Source organism: Enterobacter sp. JBIWA003 (assembly GCF_019968825.1).
Lineage (GTDB): Bacteria > Pseudomonadota > Gammaproteobacteria > Enterobacterales > Enterobacteriaceae > Enterobacter > Enterobacter quasiroggenkampii.
On the sequence record NZ_CP074173.1, the window covers coordinates 36,515 to 53,280 of the forward strand.

Consider the following 16,766-nt stretch of genomic DNA (forward strand, 5'->3'; position numbering starts at 1 on the left):
CTTTCACCGTGGCGGTAATAAGTTACCGCCGCTCTGATGTCCGTAACGGTAATTCGTCCTGCGGCGATTTTCCGTTCCGGGGTGTGCGCATTCTCCTGGTGTGACTATCGCCCGATTTCATCAATTCGGGGAGGGCTGCTTTTAGCATCAGCCTGGAAGGAAATAAAGGGGTATATAAACGCTGCGCGCCCCTTTATTTCCTCCCCGTCAGCTGCTCATTGCCCTTTGCCGCTCAGTGATGAAGTCGAACGATGTAATAACCCAATGAGGAGAAAAGCAGAATGCACACATTAAACGTCAAAACCGCCACTCGTGAATCAGCCGAACAATTTAAAATCGATGAACGACAGCGCTACTGTATTACAGATGGCGATGAACGTCTTGATTTTATTCCCGCGCTCTTTTTTACGCCTTCTGCTGATAACATGATTGTCAGCTGGTTACGTCAGCATTCAGATTACGATGGTGGTTTCTGGAATTACTGGATTATTCCGCAGGGTACTGGCGGAAACGTGGCTCCGAACTGTGTCAGGTTCACCACCGCACAAACAGGATATATCGCACCAGAAGGTGAACAGCGCTATAACATGGTTATTCCCGGTAATTACTTTGAGGCAGATGTCAGTGCTGATGCAGCAGGAATTATTTCTACCCTGATGATAATGAACTGGCTATCATGGCAGGTGTCAGATATGGGGCCGGAATATGCCACGGTCCTTAATCATCTCATCGCCCGTCAGGATGCGCTAAAGGATTATGTCAGCATTATTCAGCATCCGGAACGCGAGCTAATATGGCGAGCTATTGATTAACAGCTGATGCGTCACTCAGGTGACGCATTTTTTTGATTCCGGCATAAATAGCTCTGATTTCCTCTGCGTACTTCTGTCGCTTCCTCTCCTGTGCCTCCGTTTCACGAAAGCCTGCATTATAAGCTCCTACTGCCCTCCAGGAGTATCCCCAGCGCTTAAAAGCAATTGCGAGATAATAGGCACCCGTATAGATATTCATGCAGGGATCTCTGTAAAGATTACCAGCCGTGATTCCATACTGAGCCAGATGTGAAAAATTCTGCGAGTGTATTTGCATCATACCGACAGCGTAACTTTGATTGCTGACAACGTTCATTGCATCAGGGCGCCATGATGACTCTCTGAAAGAGATTGCACGCAATAAATCAGGTTCAATATGGTAATCCCTTCCCGCCATGTCAAAACAGTCCTGAGCAATGACAGGAGAGGTAATCACGAGTAATCCAGCGAGAAGAACATTCTTCATCTGCAATATTCCATATCTGACATATCCCTCGTCTAGAGTGCCATTTCCGAAAAAAAACGGCAATGCCGGAATATGCGTAACCCTGCCCGGATGACAAATTTGTCTAACCCTGCTCCTTAACTCCAAAGTCCCACACCCGTCGCAAGATTGCATCTTGCCTGATTCGTCTTTAAAAACATTGGTTTATGGAATTTATAAGATGGTATTTTTAAACCTAGGATGAATTTATGAATCGCTTACGAATCGTATATGAATCGTATCCGATTCGAATCTAGATTCATATGTGATTCACTCCACATAAATCAATATTTTAACGCGATTCGAATCTAGATTCGAATCGCGTTTTTTGCTATAAGTGAATCGCTGTTTTGTCTGATTGATTCGTCAATGAATCGCTATTTTAAATTAAGTGAATCGGATGTGAATCACAACAGTAACGAACAAAAACAATTTTTATCTGGATAACAAAATGCCAAAAATACAGACTTACTGTAACAATAATGTGTACGAAAAAATTTCAGATCTTGTTCTTCTCAGAAAACAGGAAGGGGTGGAAGAGGCTTCTTTCTCTAACGTGTCTTCAATGCTGCTGGAACTGGGGTTACGGGTTTACATGATACAACGTGAAAGGAAGGAAGGCGGTTTTAACCAGATGGAGTACAACAAGGTTATGCTGGACAGTTTGGTTAGAGTCAGGGCTATGTGTAGTGAAATTATGAGAATGAATATGCTTAGTGAGGAGTCTGTAGCTAGTGGTAAATTTGACGGACAAACTATTAAGCTATTTATTGATAAGGTTGCTAAAGAAAATGTTGGAATTTTCTTTCCTGAAGATAATGTTTAACTTCTAAGGTGATTAAAATGTCTTTTGAGTATGATAAGCTATCTGTGAATCATTTGCCTTTCTTGTATGATATTAGGTTTTCTGTTTTAGAAAATATTTTACACCCTCACCAGATTCAATATCTATTGAGAGAACAGGCTATTGAGGATATAAATCAAGGTGGGGGGTGGATATGCCGTTATAGAGATGTTTTTATAGGGTACGGATTTGCTGTTTTTATTCCAGAGCCGATTATTGGAGGTTTGTTCGTAAGACCTGAGTTTCAATTAATGGGAGTTGGAACTAAAATTTTAGAGTTAGTTACAGATTGGTGTTTCTATAAAGGTGCTGATAATGTATATTTAACAACTGATTCTGGATCTTTTGCAGAGTCTTTTTATATTAAAAATGGTTGGGTCTCAAATGGTTTTGATGAGTTTGGTCAGCTTAAAATGTTTAAATCAAAAGAGGTTTAGTTTATGAGAATTTGGATTATCTTTTTTTCTTTCCTTTTAGTTTCCACGGCTAACTCACAAGTGGATTATAGCAATTTAGAGTTAATTAAACCTGGTGGTGAAACTGTAGTTATAAAAAGATCTGATCTTGAAAGGTTAGAATCATATTCAGTTGAATCAGAAACAAATTACATGGGAGGTGGTGTTTACACTGGGGTTTCATTTAAAAAATTAATAAAAGAATATAATATAAAAGGAGAAAATCTTCGTGCGTTTGCATGGGATGATTATTCCTACTCGATAAGTTTAAGTGAGCTTGAGCGTTGTAGTGTTATGATTGCTTATAAGATTAACGGGGAATACATGACAGTAGAAAATTTCGGTCCGTTTGCTATTGTATATCCAGGGGGAGGGTGTAATGGGGTTAATAAACTTGAAATAAATGCAAGGACTGTTGTTCAGTTAAAGAAAATGGAGATTGAATAAATGGGGAGGAAAATGGCATTATTATTTACAGTTTTGCTCGTGCTATTGTCATTATCTATATTTTCTGTTTATGTAAACTTTGAAAAAGTAAAAACAAGATATCATGAAATAGAGCCCAATCTTGACAACTATTCTGCCGGGGAAATTCTTTCTCTTTCATTTGAAAAAGCAAGGGTTGCTCTTTTGCATAAGGATATAGATGATTATAAGCTTAAACTAAATATACTACAGTCGAAAATTAAGATTCTTAAGAGTAGATCTTCATTAGTTGATTCCTTTTACTATAATAAGGATTTTCTGAATCATATTGAAGTGTTAGAAAAACAGTTTGATAATTTAAGGAGGCTTACTCTTGAGCATGAAAATGATAGTAGTAAGTACAAAATTCTTTTAAATTACATGGATGATATGGATATAACTGTGGTAAAGTTAATTGAAATAATATATAAAATACAAATATCAAATTTTACTGAGGTTAAGGAAATTATAAACAAAAATGCCAATAGTGCTCAGGTTTTCTCAATATTTTCTGTCTTTTTGGGGTTTGTTATGATATTGATATCTATAGCTGATGTTATTTATCTTAGAGAATTACTCAGGAGGAAAAATATTTTTATTTCTACAATCTATCATGAGTTAGCTACCTCTATGCAAACAATATGTATTTCATCAGATATTCTTGTAAATGAAATTTCAGAAAAGGATTTGAAGGAGGAGGCTCAGAGAATAATATATCATTCAAACAAAATTACGGAGCAAACAAGGGAGATCCTTGATTACTCCAGATTTGAGCTGGGGATTTTAAAATCACATAAATCATTATTTTCCGTGTCTGATTTGATTTCTGAGGTTTGCCAATCATTTTCCGTTATTAACGATAATTTATTTTTAGTTAAAAAAACAAATTGTAATGTAAAGGTTAATATGGATAAATATAAGGTGTATAGAATAATAATGAATTTACTTGATAATGCTAACAAAAATACAAGGAAGGGGAATATTAGATTGATGTTAAAGGTTAGTAATAACTTATTGATTATAAAGGTTTCTGATAATGGGAGTGGTTTTTGTAAAAATGATTTAGATGGTCTTTTTAAGGCTTTTAATCAGGGGGTTAAGCAAAATACAAGGCAGGGGCTTGGTTTGGGACTTACGATTGTTAAAGCTTACACCAAGCTCCTTAAGGGTATGATTAGAGCTAAATCTGAAATATCTAAAGGTTCTTCATTTTCTATTTTCCTTCCTTTAGATTCAGATAAAAAATAATTTCGATAAAAGAAATGAAGATAAAATCAAAGGTTTTGTAGGTTTCTCAAGGAGTGTGATACCATAGTCTATTATCATTTTGCTAATCTGCTTTTCATTATGAATTAATTCCCCTGTCAGGAGTATAATAAATGATGGGGGATTTTGTTTTGTTCTTATTTTACAAATTAGATTTTCTGGTGTTTCATTAAAGTCCAGCAACCAGTCAAGAATGTAACCATCATAGGTATGATCTTTCATCGATTTTTCTAGTTGGTCAGTAGTATTAAACGTTTTTGTGTTAATTCCATATCTATTAGATATTTTTGATAACACATTTAATATGTCATCATGATTATCAAGAATAGCAATTTCCGGTGCTGGCAAAAAATCTATAGAAACTATCTTATAATATTCACTCCCTTCTGGTTTTATATTTCCATTAATAATGTATATATCATCTTTCTTTATGGCGTATGTTTCATTTTCATTAAGATTATTTATTTCGCCTACATATTCAACATCTACATTACATCGTTTGTGAATGTTATTTATAATATAAACGCAATTATGTTTTTTTTGCGGAATGATGTCTTCATTGAAATACAAAAAAATAGATTTTAACTCTTCAAAGGCAAATGACCTTTTGCCATCAAGTTTTTGTTTAGCAGTATTGTAATGAATTCCAAGGATTGATGAAATAGTTGAAGCAAGTTTATGTTCAGCTATCCCTTTGTTTAGTAATAAATTTTTGATTTGCTCAATGTGATTAGTTGGCATCACCTTTCAGCTCCACTTTCTTCGCAGTGGTATTTAGTGAGACTTACCACTATGCGGATTACAAATTTATATCTTAGTTATAGCAATAAATCCGTGAAATTTATAGTTTTTTTAAAATTTATCGAAGTTTGATTTTATGATGTAACTCACAAAACACTCGCCATTAAGGTAAAAAACACTCAAAATCCATTCACTATTGTTGTGGTTTGTGCATAATGAACTTAAGCTAAATCTTACCTGTCGCTAAGGAGGTTTTAAGAAAGTCTATATTATTCAGTTTGTTGTGTGAGATTTCTTGTCATGCATGCAATGTCATTCGCTAATTTTAATAATTGGAGTTGTTATGAACTTTTCTTTAATGAAAGGCTGTATCTCTGCGCCTGTAAAAAATCGTGCATGGCAGTACTGCCAGATGGCATGGCGTGGTGCGACCAGTAAAAAAGTACTTTCTCGTCTGGCTGCATTGTCACCTCTGTTGCTTCTGGGTGTCGGACAAATGGCTAATGCCACCGACCTGCTCGCTGGCGGGAAGGATGATGTACGTGCGACCTTCGGGGCAGACTCGTTTGTCATGATGTGTATCATCATTGCAGAACTCGTCGTCGGTGTAGGGATGTATATTCGCACCAAAAACCTGTTGATTCTGCTCGGCCTGGTTGTGGTTATCGTCTTCACCACCGTAGGTATGTCCTTCATCGGCTGATATGACGGGAAACGACCTCGAAAAATACCGTTTCCCGAAAACGTTGTCAGACCAGAACCGCATAATCGGACTTCCATTTGATGAAGCTATCCCCGCATCAGCAGTTTTGTTGTGGGGTTTTTTCACCAAAAAATATCTTTTTAGTCTGATTATTGCCGGTGTCGTCTGGCAGCTTATTAAAGCGGCTAAACGCGGTAAAAGTTCCCGTTGGTTATACAACTGGTGTTACTGGCATCTTCCTGTCGAATTGTTTCGTGTTGTTTACCGCGTTATTCCGGATTCCAGTTTCAGGAAATGGATTAAATAAATTACGCAGGGCCATTTATGGAAATCAGTGCACGTAATTCATCCACAAAAATGATTGCAATCATCATTCTTGGGTTAACGTTTCTGGTGTTTATTCTTGCATTCACCACTGGATGGCTTGCTATTACCAACAGAAGCCTTATCCATGAACAGCGAACTGTTGTCACGCCTATGACATACAGTGCTCCTTTCGCTGTTTCTGAAACAAAAGCAGATACCGAGTTTTTCCGGATGATGACGTTGTCATTCCTGGCCCTGCGTCTCAATGTCTCGCCTGAAACGGTCGATTCCAACCACGCTTTTCTGATGTCTTTTGTCGAACCTGACGTCCGGGGAGAATTTAATCCGGTTCTGCAGGAAGAGGCGGCGCAGATTAAAGCCAGTGATGTGAGTTCAACCTTCTACACCACTGAAATTAATGTCTATCCCGTTGACGGTCGCATCGATGTTCGTGGCGTGCTGAAAATGTGGATTGGAAACTCAAAACCTTCCACGGAAATAAAAACCTACCGGCTTCGTCTGAAGTATGCCGGGGGCTTTACCCGTATCGGCCGGTTCTACGAGGTCAAAAATGAAAAATAACATTCCGGCGTTATTGTTTGGTACAGCCATGATGGTCGTTGTTAACCAGGTTGCGCAGGCGCAGTCACCTGCCACGATAAGCCTGCCACAGGGCGGGCAGTTCCGGCTGAATATCAGCAATACCGACCCCAACATGATTTTTATCCCTGGTGACAAAGTCACCGCCATCACGGCGCCAGCTGGAATGCTGGCAGACAAGCGGCTGACCTCGGCAGGTGGCGTGCTGTTCACCTCTGTGGCTACCCGTACTTTCACGATTTTTGTAGAAACTGCGCTGGGCCAGTCGTTCTCAGTCGTGGCCACTCCCGTAAAAGGTGAAGGCCGTGTCTGGCGAATGATGAGCGCTGAACCGCCCTCACGGCCTGAAACCCGTAAATGGGAAACCGCTCAGACCTACGAAAAGCTGCTAATCAGCCTTAACCGCGCCGTACTGACGGGAAACATGCCTGATGGCTATGGCGAAGTGAAACCTCTTTCTGACGGTATTCGTCTCCCCGGTGGTTTTTCTGTTACCCCCCTGAAAGCCTGGGCGGGCGACCAGCTGCGTGCAGATCGTTATGAACTGCGTAATGCCAGTACCTGGGGTGTGGCGCTGCGGGAGCAGGACTTCTGGAAGCCCGGCATTCGTGCCGTGATGTTTGATAACAACGCCCAGACTCTGATGGGAGGAGGAAGAATGACCGTCACCGTTATCCGTGAAAACGGGGAGGGTGAAGATGGCCAACGTTAACAAAGTCATCCGCCGTCGTCAGGTTGCACTGTTTATCGCTCTTGTTCTGGGGGTTGGTGCAGGCGTTGTCGGGACCTGGATGGTTTCAGAGATGAACCTGAAGAAAGCGCCACCCGCTAAAACACCAAAAGGAGAACCCGCGCCGAATATGACGGGCGTGGTCAATCAGTCCTTCGATAACAAAGTTCAGCGTTCGGCCATTGCGGAAGCACAGCGGCTTAACAAGGAAACACAAACTGAAATTAAAAAACTGCGTACGGAAATGGGGATTATAGGCCGTGATCTGAAAGGTTCTCAGGATCGTATCCGCGAACTTGAAGATGAAAACAAGCTGCTACAGACGCAGCTTGAAGCCGGGAAGAATTTTGAATCCCTCAGTGGAGAACCACTGCCGGGAGCGCTGGCCTCTCAGGGTAAAGCTGCACCGGCGGGTAATGTTCCTCCCCCGACCAGTTTCTGGCCAGCAGGCGGCGGACAGGCCCCAGCTGCACCGGTGATGACCCCCGTTCAGCGTCCGGGAATGATGGACAGTCAGGAATTCAGTCTGCCGGATACCGGGACGAAAAAGCCTCGTTTCCCGTGGATTTCTTCCGGCAGTTTTGCTGAAGCCATCATCGTGGAAGGGGCGGATGCCAATGCGTCCGTGACCGGCGATAAAAATACCGCTCCGATGCAGCTGCGTCTGACCGGCAAAGTTCAGATGCCTAACGATGAAGAGTTCGACCTGACGGGTTGCTTTGTGACCCTGGAGGCATGGGGGGATGTTTCGAGTGAACGTGCGATCGTTCGAACCCGTTCAATCAGCTGCAAGCTGGGTGATGACAACATCGACCAGAAGATTGCAGGTCATGTGTCATTTATGGGGAAAAACGGCATAAAGGGCGAAGTGGTTATGCGTAATGGCCAGATCCTGCTGTATGCAGGTGGCGCCGGCTTCCTCGACGGTATTGGAAAAGGTATCGAAAAAGCCGCTTCACCAGCGGTCGGTATTGGCGCCACTGCAAGCCTGGGCGCAGGAGATATCGCTCAGGCAGGTCTCGGTGGTGGGGCCAGTTCAGCGGCAAAAACACTCTCAGATTACTACATCAAACGCGCCGAACAGTACCACCCCGTCATTCCCATCGGCGCGGGCAATGAAGTCACGCTGGTTTTCCAGGACGGCTTCCAGCTCGAAACGCTGGAAGAAGCGCGCGCGAAAGCGGCTGCACGTAAGAAACAAAACTCACCGTCTTCTGCTTCAGTTCCTGCCGCCATGACTACCAGTACACCGGAAATGCTCAGGCAGCTGCAGGACTTTAAAGTCGGCGACACGGTTGAGCAAGTGGGTCAGACGGCGACTGTAGCGCAGTAAAACCCGCCGGAAAGAAGGCGGAAATAAAACAAACCGGAAATGTTCGTGCCCTGGAAGACGTAAAAGGGATGGGCGGTAGCGTGTCCGGACAGCATACACAGGAAAGAGCGATGGCAGACGTACTGGACCAGTTGCAGGAGCAGGAAGAACTGATTAACAGCCTGCAAATTCAGGCGGTCAGACAACAGTTAAGCGTTAAAGGTGAAAGCCTTAGCCGGTGTGAATGCTGTGGAAACCGAATTCAGGAACGGCGTCAGAAAGCGATACCCGGCGTGCGTACCTGCACTGAGTGTCAGCGGGTACTGGAAATTCGGACAAAAAATTATCAGAGGTGAACGATGGGAAGCAAAAAAAACAATGTGATGGTCGTGGGGGAAACCGGTAGAGGTAAGACCGCTATCAGCGCTGAAGTTATGCGGACCTTTTTATCAGAACGACAGCTCCGCGACTGGCGCGATTTGCGTAAAGACATTCAGAAAGACGACAAAAACGCAGGAGAAGAAGATCATGACAAACAACAGTAACGGCGGTCCGGGTAAAACACGTAACCTTAATGATATTGCGGTCTGCTGCGTGATTCAGGGGATGAGGGTCATCTGTGTTGATGCCGGAGAGAGCAACTTCTGGCTTTCAGCGTCTCTGCCGTGCGCTACTGCGCTTGAGGGAAAGGCGCGGATTTCTCAGGGCGTACTCGTACTGCAGCGGGAACGAGGGCACTGCCTGTTCATGGGAAAACCGGGTTCAGGTATGAGCATAACAAAAGAACAGATATCACCGTACGTCAGCCAGATTAAAGTACTGTATAGCGGTGAGGACGGGCAGAGGCTGGCGGAGACTATTCGTAAGAACTGCAACATCTGGTATCCAATGAAGCAAGGCGGCGGAGATCATGATAAATAAAGCTATGGCCCTCATTGTATATTGTATTCGATGGGTTGCCTGGGTTTTCCAGTATCTGATTATTGTACCTCTTGCAACGATGGTGCTGGTTGTGGTGTTGTTGCTCTTTCTTGATAAAAAAACGCCAGGAATGATGGTCGTGAATTATCTGGAGAAAGCTGAGAGCATCACCGATGGCCAGCGCTGGACGTGGCGTGAGTGTATGAGACAGTTGCCGAAAATACCTCAACCCCCTTATGTATTTACTGACCCTGCTGAAATTGCTGATAGTCCGGGAATTAAAAAGTATGATTGCCAGGAGGTGGTATCTGATGCCAGAGGCTATGCCGAATATGTCGACCGTCAATTACTGAATACGCTGATATCTGTATGGGTGATGACAATGGTTACATTCGGTTTGATTGCATTGTTAGTGGGGATAAAACCGAAATTTCCTTGTCATATATTCAATAAAAAAGAAACTTAACTTCAGGGTTGTTGAATTAATTTTTCCAGTTGATTAACACAGTAAATGTAATAAAGAGGTGGGTATGTTTAAAAGAAATCTGGTCGGTGTTGTATGCCTGATGATTTTTTCATCTGGCATATATGCTGGTGATGATGATATACGCAAGTCGCTCATTAATACAGGCATACGTGATGCAGAGATAACGCATGCACCTGTACCGGGAATGAAAACGGTTATTGCCGGTAGTCAGGGGGTTCTCTATGTTACAGACGACGGAAAATACCTGATACAAGGGCCGCTTTACAATATTAGCGGGAAAGAGCCTGTAAACGTTACTAATGTTTTGTTGCATAAAAAAATGGAATCCCTTGAAAAAGAGATGATTATTTACAAAGCACCTCAGGAAAAATACGTCATCACGGTTTTTACTGATACAACCTGTCCATATTGCCGTAAATTACATGAAGAAATGGATGCTTATAACAGTGCGGGGATTACGGTTCGTTATCTGGCATTTCCAAGGCAGGGGACAGAAAGTCCTGGTGGAAAAGAAATGAATGCAATCTGGTGCGCAGCAGATCGTAAAAAGGCGTTCGATGATGCAATGAATAACAGGACGATAAAAGCGGATAAATGTAATTCAGGTATCAGTCGTCACTATGAACTTGGCGGCTTGTATGGAGTTAATGGTACGCCGGCGATTATTCTGAGCGACGGATTAATGATGCAGGGATATCAGGGGAGTCGGGAGCTCGTCGCGGTTCTTTCAGATCGTGAGAAAAGGTCTGAATAAGAACTGTATAGCGGGGACAGAGGTAAATTAACGTGATGGATGCTTCTTTATTACCTGTTCGGGATTTCAGCGACCTGACAAGAACGGAGTTAGTTACACGTTTGAAGCGCCTGAAGCTCCTTCAGGCACAAGTGGAGTATACCCGTGGCAACCTTTCACCCAGGGAGTTGAAGTCAGCATGCCTTGCCATGCTGATGTTGTTCGCAGTCTGGATATTAACGGCGTCCTTCACCTGTAGTGCTATTAGCGGCGCAATAACGCTTGCGTGGGTGATGCGTTATTCACGTTTGCCACGGACGTGGCACGTACAGCTGCAGGAAGGGATTTCACGGCTGGAGTGCCTCAGAAGCTCGCCGCTTCGCCATATGTACGTCGAACAGGATGCAGGTACCGACTGGCACTACGCCTCGTACTGTCTTGCTGCAGAAATCGAGCGCATTCAATTTGCGCTTTCGGAGCCAGCCAGACCTTTCAGACCATAATTTCACAGAGAACATCGATGAAAAAAATCACACTTTTGCTGGCAGGTAGCATCCTGCTTTTATCCGGCTGTGCCGGTGTCAAAAGCAGCTTCGACTGCGATGCCACAACGTCTGATACCTGTATGACCATGACGAAGGCGAATCAGCTGGCGCGGGACAAGGCGGAAAAGCAGGCGGGAAAGCCGGCTGCGGGCGGACTGCCTACCCTGGTTAATCTTCCGGCCAGCTCTGCGACGGTGGCTCCGTCTGAATCCCGTACTGTCGTCAGTGTCCCTTCCGGTACGCGGGTAACCAGCAACAGACCCGTCGTATCAGCTGGCACCAGAACAGGTATAAGCACTGGCGCCGTAACGCCACGTCCTGCTGCCGGCATGCCAGTAACGGCTGTTTCAGGCGTGTCGACCTCGCGTCCGGCCATGTCTGCTGCGACACCTGCACCGTCATGTCAGAGCGTGCGCTGTGATAATCCCGGCTCAGTACATCCACAACGCAGCCAGGACCAGACCGCCACGGTCTGGATCGCGCCCTGGGTGGATAGCGATAACGCCTTCCATCAGCCCGGTCGCGTGTCCTTTGTCGTCCGCCCTGCAGACTGGGTTCTTCCGTCCCGGGTAAATTAAGGAGTTTCGGGTGAAACAAATCATTAATGTACTGGAACATTTGCAGAAAGCTTTCCGGATGCCGGATGGCGCGTCGGAGATGACGCGCAATCTGGCCAGCCTGGACTTTCCTCAGCTGACCAGTGTCCTGCCGTATCGTGACTATGACCGTGACAGCGGGCTGTTTGTGAATCGCAGTACGGTGGGCTTTCTGCTGCGTGCAGAGCCGCTTATTGGCGCTAACGAACAGATTGTGTATGTGCTGGAAGATCTGATTAAAAGCAAGCTGCCGCGCAAGACGCCAGTATCATTCCACCTGGTATCCAGCAAACTGATTGGCGATCAGCTTGACCAGGGCCTGTCCGAGTTCCGCTGGCAGGGAAAGCATGCTGAAAAATTTAACCGTATCACACGGGCGTATTATCAGCGCGCGGCGCAGCAGCAGTTCAACAGCCCGACAGGTCTGCCGCTGACCCTGCGCGACTACCGTCTGTATATTTCTTACTGCGTGAAGGCGAAGAAGCGGACGACGGCCGTGATGACGGAAGTCGCTCATACCATGAAAGTCCTGCGTTCCTCACTTGACGCGGCAAAAATTCACACGCAGGCGGCCGATGACCAGGAGCTGGTCACGCTGGTTCACGGGATGCTGAATGCCCGTCACGATCGGCTGTATCCGGAAGACGTGCGAGTCGGCAAATTTGACGAGCTGCATCAGCGTTGCGTTGATCAGCGTATTGGCATCGATGTGCGTCCGGACGATGTACGAATCAGCCTGGCCGATCGTCAGGGGAAAGTGACCGCCACGCGGGCCATGAATTTTATGCTGGAGAACAACCCGGATATCTTCATGCTGTGGATGGGGGGCGATAACCTGTCTAATCTCCTCAGCCCCGACCTGACCATCGCCAGCCCGTTCGTCATCACGATGGTGATGGAGGCCGAAGACCAGGTGGCGACGCAGGGAGAGGCCACGCGTAAGTATCTCGACAGGGACAAAAAAGCGAACTCTCCCTATGCCACCCTGTTTCCCGGCGTGGCTAAACAGGCAAAAGAATGGAAGGATATCCGCGAGCATCTTAACAGTAACCAGACCTGTATTGTCCGCTATTACTATAACGTCACCACGTTCTGTCCGGATACGGATGAGGATGCGCTGGTCTGCGAACAGCAGGTCATTAATACCTTCAAGAAGAATGGTATCGATCTGTTTTCCCCGACCTATATGCAGTTCCGTAACTGGATAGCGATGATCCCCTTCCTTCATGCGGAAGGGCTCTGGGAAGATATCAAAATGGGTGGAGCCACGTGCCGGGCGGAGAGTATCCAGGCCGTGAATCTGCTGCCTGTGGTGGCGGACAACCGGCTGTGTCAGGGGGGATTGCTGACGCCGTCCTACCGCAATCAGCTGGCGTTTCTCGATATCTACGGGAACGGGATGGGTAACACCAACTACAACATGGCGGTCACCGGCACATCAGGTGCAGGCAAGACAGGTCTGGTACAGCCTATCCTGCGAAGCGTGCTGGACTCCGGTGGTATCGCCTGGGTGTTTGACATGGGGGACGGCTACAAATCGTTCTGTGAGAACGTGGGCGGCACGTACCTGGACGGTAAGTCACTAAAATTCAATCCGTTTGCCAACATATCCAGTATCCATGAGTCAGGGGAGCGTATCCGCGACCAGCTGGCAGTGCTGGCAAGCCCTAACGGTACGCTGGATGAGGTCCATCACAGTCTGCTGCTGCGCGGGGTTCAGGAGGCCTGGGAAGCGCACAGGGAAAAAGCCCGAATTGACCACGTAGTCCAGAAGCTGACGGCCATCCGTGAGGATAATAAATACCAGAACTCGCCGGGCATCACCAACCGGCTGGATGAAATCATTGAACTGCTCGGAAAGTACTGCTCCTGGGGGATTTACGGCGAATACTTTAACAGCGATGAGCCGTCACTGACCGACGATGCCCGCTTTATTGTCCTTGAGCTGGGTGGCCTGCAGGACAAGCCGGACCTGCTGGTTGCGGTGATGTTTTCTCTCATCATCTACATCGAAGACAAAATGTACCGTACCCCGCGCAGCCTGAAGAAATGCTGCACCATCGACGAAGGCTGGAAGCTGCTCAACTTTAAAAATGAGAAGGTGGGCCAGTTTATCGAGACGGGGTACCGGACCGTGCGCCGCCACCGTGGCGCGTTCATCACCATCAGTCAGAACATCAAAGACTTTGACGCCGATGATGCTTCCGGCGCGGCAAAAGCGGCCTGGGGTAACTCTGCCTTCAAGGTTGTCCTCAAACAGGATGCGTCTGAGTTTAAGCAGTATAACCAGAACCGTCCCAGCCAGTTCAGCGAGCTGGAGCGCAGCGTTATCGGCAAGTTCGGTGATGCCAAAGACCAGTGGTTCTCCTCCTTTATGCTGCGCATCAACGATACCTGCAGTTTTCATCGTCTCTTTGTCGATCCACTCAGTCGCGCGATGTTCAGTTCAAAGGGTGATGACTTCGAATTTATCAGCCAGTGCCGGGAACAGAACATGGATATCCATGACGCCGTATACCAGCTGGCACAACGTAACTTCCCTGATGAGATGCGTGAACTGGAAGCGCTTGCGGAGGCAGAATGACCACAGAGCAAAACCTTACCACTGAACAACCTGAGTCCACCCTTAGTGCTGATGCCATAAGAAAGGGGGTAAGCATCCCAGCGAAAGGGCACAGGCGAGATCAACGACGCCGTCGCTGTCTGCGTAACCTGCTGCTGGTTGCCCTCACTATTTTATGCGTTAACGCCGCCATCACGTCGCTGCTGATTAGCTGGCGCATGCCGGTGGTCGTCTCCTTCGATATGAAAAGCACCATTGACCGGTTCACGGAGCAGGCTGACGAGCAGTCGCTCAGCGAGGAACAGACAAAAGCGCTGACATCACGCTTTATGGCAAGCCTGAGTGATGAGCTTTATGCCTGGCAGGCAAAACATGATGCACTGATTCTTGTTTCACCTGCTGTGGTGAGCGGTGCGTCAGATATCACCGAAGAGATTCAGGCTGAGGTGGCGAAGAAAATGGCGGGTGGAGGTGGTCAGTGAACGCCCGTCACCTGCTGATGTTGTTCCTGCTGCCGGGTAGTTTACTGGCAAAAGATATGGGGACGTGGGGGGAACTGTATCCGGTTGCGGAAGAGGACATGCTGACAACTATCCAGACCCGTCTGAAGGCAATGGAAAATAGCGGCGAGATGGCCCGTGAGCAGGAAGCATTTAAACAACGCGTGATTGAAAACACCCTGCGCCCTAAACCGGTTAAGGGGCTGCATATTGCCCAGGAAAATTCGACGCACTATATCGATCCGTCGCTGACCGTCAGCGAGGATTTAAAGGACCATGAGGGGCGTGTCTTTGCCAGAAAAGGACAGGTGATTAACCCGCTGGATACCGTACCGTTTACCGAAACTCTCTACTTTATTGATGCAGATAACCCGCAGCAGTTGTCCTGGATGAAAGCGCAGAAGCCCGGGACACTGACGTACCGCGTCATTCTGGTCAACGGTGATATACGGGAGGCAACGAAAGCGCTGGATACGCGTATTTATTTCGATCAGGACGGGACGCTAAGCCAGAAGTTTGGGCTGAAAGGCATTCCGGCGCGGGTAACCCTGGCTGAAGACCGTCGTCGCCTGCGGGTGGATACCTTTGCCATCAACTCAGAACGTTAATAAAAATGTGAATCAGGTGAATGTGTAAAAACAGGGACGTACCTGAGCCCCCGGCGTATTTCTGATCTGTATCATGAGGTATTGCATGATAGTAAACCGAACTATTCCCCTTATTTTGCTGATGCTTATGGTATGTACCGGGTTATGGTCCGGGAAGAGCCAGGCCGCATCCGCTGAGTGTGAGGGCAATTTTGTAAACCCGATCACCGATGTGTGCTGGGAGTGTATTTTCCCGATAACTATTGGCAATGCAGCCGTTGCGAAAGGAAAGCAACCAGACACTATCAACCCCACTATGCCCATTCAGTTCTGCCCGATGGGGGTGTTTTATCGGGTCGGTCTGGCAATAGGGTACTGGGAGCCCGTGGCGCTGACTGATGTGACCCGTTCACCCTACTGCATGGTGAATCTCGGTGGATTTAACATCAATATCGGGAATGTGGGAAGTGGTACTGGCGGGCAGGAAAACCGGGCTAATCCTGGCGCGTTTTATCATGTTCACTGGTACAAATACCCGCTGACATACTGGCTGAATATCATCACCTCTGCGGGGTGCCTGCAGGGAGGAGACCTGGATATAGGTTATCTGTCAGAACTGGATCCCATGTGGGACAACAGCGCGCTCAGTATGATTATTCAGCCAGAAGCTATCCTGTTCAGCAACATCATCGCTCAGGGCGCCTGCGCTGCCGATGCCGTGGCGAGTCTCGTAAGTAAACCCCTGGATGCACTTTTCTGGTGCGCCGGAAGCCAGGGAAGCATGTACCCCTTTAACGGGTGGGTATCGAATGAATTCAGCCCAATGCAAACCTCTCTGCTTCTCAGTGAACGAATGGCCTTCAAACTACACCGGCAGGGTATGATCATGAACAGCATCGGCGTCAATACAGCCGTCTGCTTTGAGTATCCCTCACCCATCATTCCAAAAAGCCGATGGCGTTATCACCTGGTCAACAAATATCCCGATGCAGGGCAGTGTCATCCGCTGGGCCGCAGCGTGACCCGCTGGGAAACCGGCAAAAATATGCCCAATGACCGTCGCAATTTCGGGTATCTCTTCTGGCGTAAACGCAACTGCGTTTTCCTCTAAGGACA

At 46.6% G+C, this 16,766-nt stretch carries 23 protein-coding genes; 21 read left to right on the plus strand and 2 right to left on the minus strand.

All coding sequences use genetic code 11. The annotated features are described in order from the left end of the window. The first annotated feature begins 281 nt into the window (after positions 1-281). Positions 282-812, plus strand: a complete 531-nt coding sequence (locus KGP25_RS26425; RefSeq protein WP_223540834.1) for an antirestriction protein — start codon at positions 282-284, stop codon at positions 810-812. On the opposite strand, the gene KGP25_RS26430 is transcribed toward KGP25_RS26425, so the two are convergent. Continuing rightward, entirely contained in the window at positions 802-1,278 is a 477-nt protein-coding gene (locus KGP25_RS26430) for a transglycosylase SLT domain-containing protein (RefSeq protein ID WP_223540835.1), read from the minus strand. The two genes, KGP25_RS26425 and KGP25_RS26430, sit on opposite strands and share 11 nt — an antisense overlap. Before the next feature lie 469 nt (positions 1,279-1,747). Between KGP25_RS26430 and traM the strand changes: the two genes are divergently transcribed. From traM to KGP25_RS26450, 4 genes are read left to right on the plus strand one after another with little or no spacing between them, the layout of a single operon-like run. Beyond that, positions 1,748-2,122: a conjugal transfer relaxosome DNA-binding protein TraM gene (traM, locus tag KGP25_RS26435; protein ID WP_223540775.1), complete on the plus strand. Its 375-nt coding sequence runs from the start codon at positions 1,748-1,750 to the stop codon at positions 2,120-2,122. Between the two features lie 17 nt (positions 2,123-2,139). Next, a complete protein-coding gene (locus KGP25_RS26440; RefSeq protein WP_223540776.1) occupies positions 2,140-2,577 on the plus strand; it encodes a GNAT family N-acetyltransferase in 438 nt (145 codons plus the stop codon). A 3-nt stretch (positions 2,578-2,580) separates the two neighbouring features. Next, a complete protein-coding gene (locus KGP25_RS26445; RefSeq protein WP_223540777.1) occupies positions 2,581-3,042 on the plus strand; it encodes a molybdopterin-dependent oxidoreductase in 462 nt (153 codons plus the stop codon). 12 nt (positions 3,043-3,054) lie between these two features. After that, positions 3,055-4,308 (plus strand): HAMP domain-containing sensor histidine kinase, encoded by a 1,254-nt coding sequence (locus KGP25_RS26450; RefSeq protein ID WP_223540778.1) that lies wholly within the window; start codon positions 3,055-3,057, stop codon positions 4,306-4,308. On the opposite strand, the gene KGP25_RS26455 is transcribed toward KGP25_RS26450, so the two are convergent. Further along, positions 4,294-5,067 (minus strand): helix-turn-helix domain-containing protein, encoded by a 774-nt coding sequence (locus tag KGP25_RS26455; protein ID WP_223540838.1) that lies wholly within the window; start codon positions 5,065-5,067, stop codon positions 4,294-4,296. The genes KGP25_RS26450 and KGP25_RS26455 overlap by 15 nt on opposite strands. A gap of 343 nt (positions 5,068-5,410) precedes the next feature. Here KGP25_RS26455 and traA point away from each other — a divergent pair, with 343 nt between their 5' ends. The 16 genes from traA to traU all read left to right on the plus strand — a co-directional run bounded on the left by traA (position 5,411) and on the right by traU (position 16,761). After that, entirely contained in the window at positions 5,411-5,770 is a 360-nt protein-coding gene (gene traA, locus KGP25_RS26460; protein ID WP_223540779.1) for a type IV conjugative transfer system pilin TraA, read from the plus strand. 1 nt (position 5,771) lies between these two features. Beyond that, entirely contained in the window at positions 5,772-6,077 is a 306-nt protein-coding gene (traL, locus tag KGP25_RS26465; RefSeq protein ID WP_223540780.1) for a type IV conjugative transfer system protein TraL, read from the plus strand. A 17-nt stretch (positions 6,078-6,094) separates the two neighbouring features. Continuing rightward, entirely contained in the window at positions 6,095-6,658 is a 564-nt protein-coding gene (gene traE / locus KGP25_RS26470) for a type IV conjugative transfer system protein TraE (protein WP_223540781.1), read from the plus strand. After that, positions 6,648-7,388, plus strand: a complete 741-nt coding sequence (gene traK, locus KGP25_RS26475) for a type-F conjugative transfer system secretin TraK (RefSeq protein ID WP_223540782.1) — start codon at positions 6,648-6,650, stop codon at positions 7,386-7,388. Before traE ends, traK begins: the two co-directional genes overlap by 11 nt. Beyond that, positions 7,375-8,739 carry an F-type conjugal transfer pilus assembly protein TraB gene (gene traB / locus KGP25_RS26480; protein WP_223540783.1) on the plus strand — a complete coding sequence of 455 codons (1,365 nt, stop codon included), beginning with the start codon at positions 7,375-7,377 and terminating at the stop codon, positions 8,737-8,739. Before traK ends, traB begins: the two co-directional genes overlap by 14 nt. Before the next feature lie 110 nt (positions 8,740-8,849). Continuing rightward, positions 8,850-9,074 (plus strand): TraR/DksA C4-type zinc finger protein, encoded by a 225-nt coding sequence (locus KGP25_RS26485; protein ID WP_223540784.1) that lies wholly within the window; start codon positions 8,850-8,852, stop codon positions 9,072-9,074. 3 nt (positions 9,075-9,077) lie between these two features. Next, positions 9,078-9,263 carry a hypothetical protein gene (locus KGP25_RS26490; protein WP_223540785.1) on the plus strand — a complete coding sequence of 62 codons (186 nt, stop codon included), beginning with the start codon at positions 9,078-9,080 and terminating at the stop codon, positions 9,261-9,263. Further along, on the plus strand, positions 9,247-9,639 hold the full coding sequence (locus KGP25_RS26495) for a hypothetical protein (protein WP_223540786.1): 393 nt from the start codon (positions 9,247-9,249) through the stop codon (positions 9,637-9,639). Before KGP25_RS26490 ends, KGP25_RS26495 begins: the two co-directional genes overlap by 17 nt. Beyond that, a complete protein-coding gene (locus KGP25_RS26500; RefSeq protein ID WP_223540787.1) occupies positions 9,629-10,105 on the plus strand; it encodes a conjugal transfer protein TraP in 477 nt (158 codons plus the stop codon). The genes KGP25_RS26495 and KGP25_RS26500 overlap by 11 nt, the downstream gene beginning before the upstream one ends. A 64-nt stretch (positions 10,106-10,169) precedes the next feature. Next, positions 10,170-10,880: a bifunctional protein-disulfide isomerase/oxidoreductase DsbC gene (dsbC, locus tag KGP25_RS26505; protein WP_223540788.1), complete on the plus strand. Its 711-nt coding sequence runs from the start codon at positions 10,170-10,172 to the stop codon at positions 10,878-10,880. A gap of 188 nt (positions 10,881-11,068) precedes the next feature. After that, positions 11,069-11,362, plus strand: a complete 294-nt coding sequence (locus KGP25_RS26510; protein WP_223540789.1) for a hypothetical protein — start codon at positions 11,069-11,071, stop codon at positions 11,360-11,362. 17 nt (positions 11,363-11,379) lie between these two features. Further along, positions 11,380-11,982 carry a type IV conjugative transfer system lipoprotein TraV gene (gene traV / locus KGP25_RS26515; RefSeq protein ID WP_223540790.1) on the plus strand — a complete coding sequence of 201 codons (603 nt, stop codon included), beginning with the start codon at positions 11,380-11,382 and terminating at the stop codon, positions 11,980-11,982. 10 nt (positions 11,983-11,992) lie between these two features. Further along, a complete protein-coding gene (gene traC / locus KGP25_RS26520; RefSeq protein ID WP_223540791.1) occupies positions 11,993-14,584 on the plus strand; it encodes a type IV secretion system protein TraC in 2,592 nt (863 codons plus the stop codon). After that, entirely contained in the window at positions 14,581-15,045 is a 465-nt protein-coding gene (gene trbI / locus KGP25_RS26525; RefSeq protein ID WP_223540792.1) for a type-F conjugative transfer system protein TrbI, read from the plus strand. The genes traC and trbI overlap by 4 nt, the downstream gene beginning before the upstream one ends. 17 nt (positions 15,046-15,062) lie before the next feature. Then, positions 15,063-15,671 (plus strand): type-F conjugative transfer system protein TraW, encoded by a 609-nt coding sequence (gene traW / locus KGP25_RS26530; RefSeq protein ID WP_245405063.1) that lies wholly within the window; start codon positions 15,063-15,065, stop codon positions 15,669-15,671. A gap of 121 nt (positions 15,672-15,792) precedes the next feature. Then, a complete protein-coding gene (traU, locus tag KGP25_RS26535; RefSeq protein WP_223540839.1) occupies positions 15,793-16,761 on the plus strand; it encodes a conjugal transfer pilus assembly protein TraU in 969 nt (322 codons plus the stop codon). Positions 16,762-16,766 lie beyond the last annotated feature (5 nt).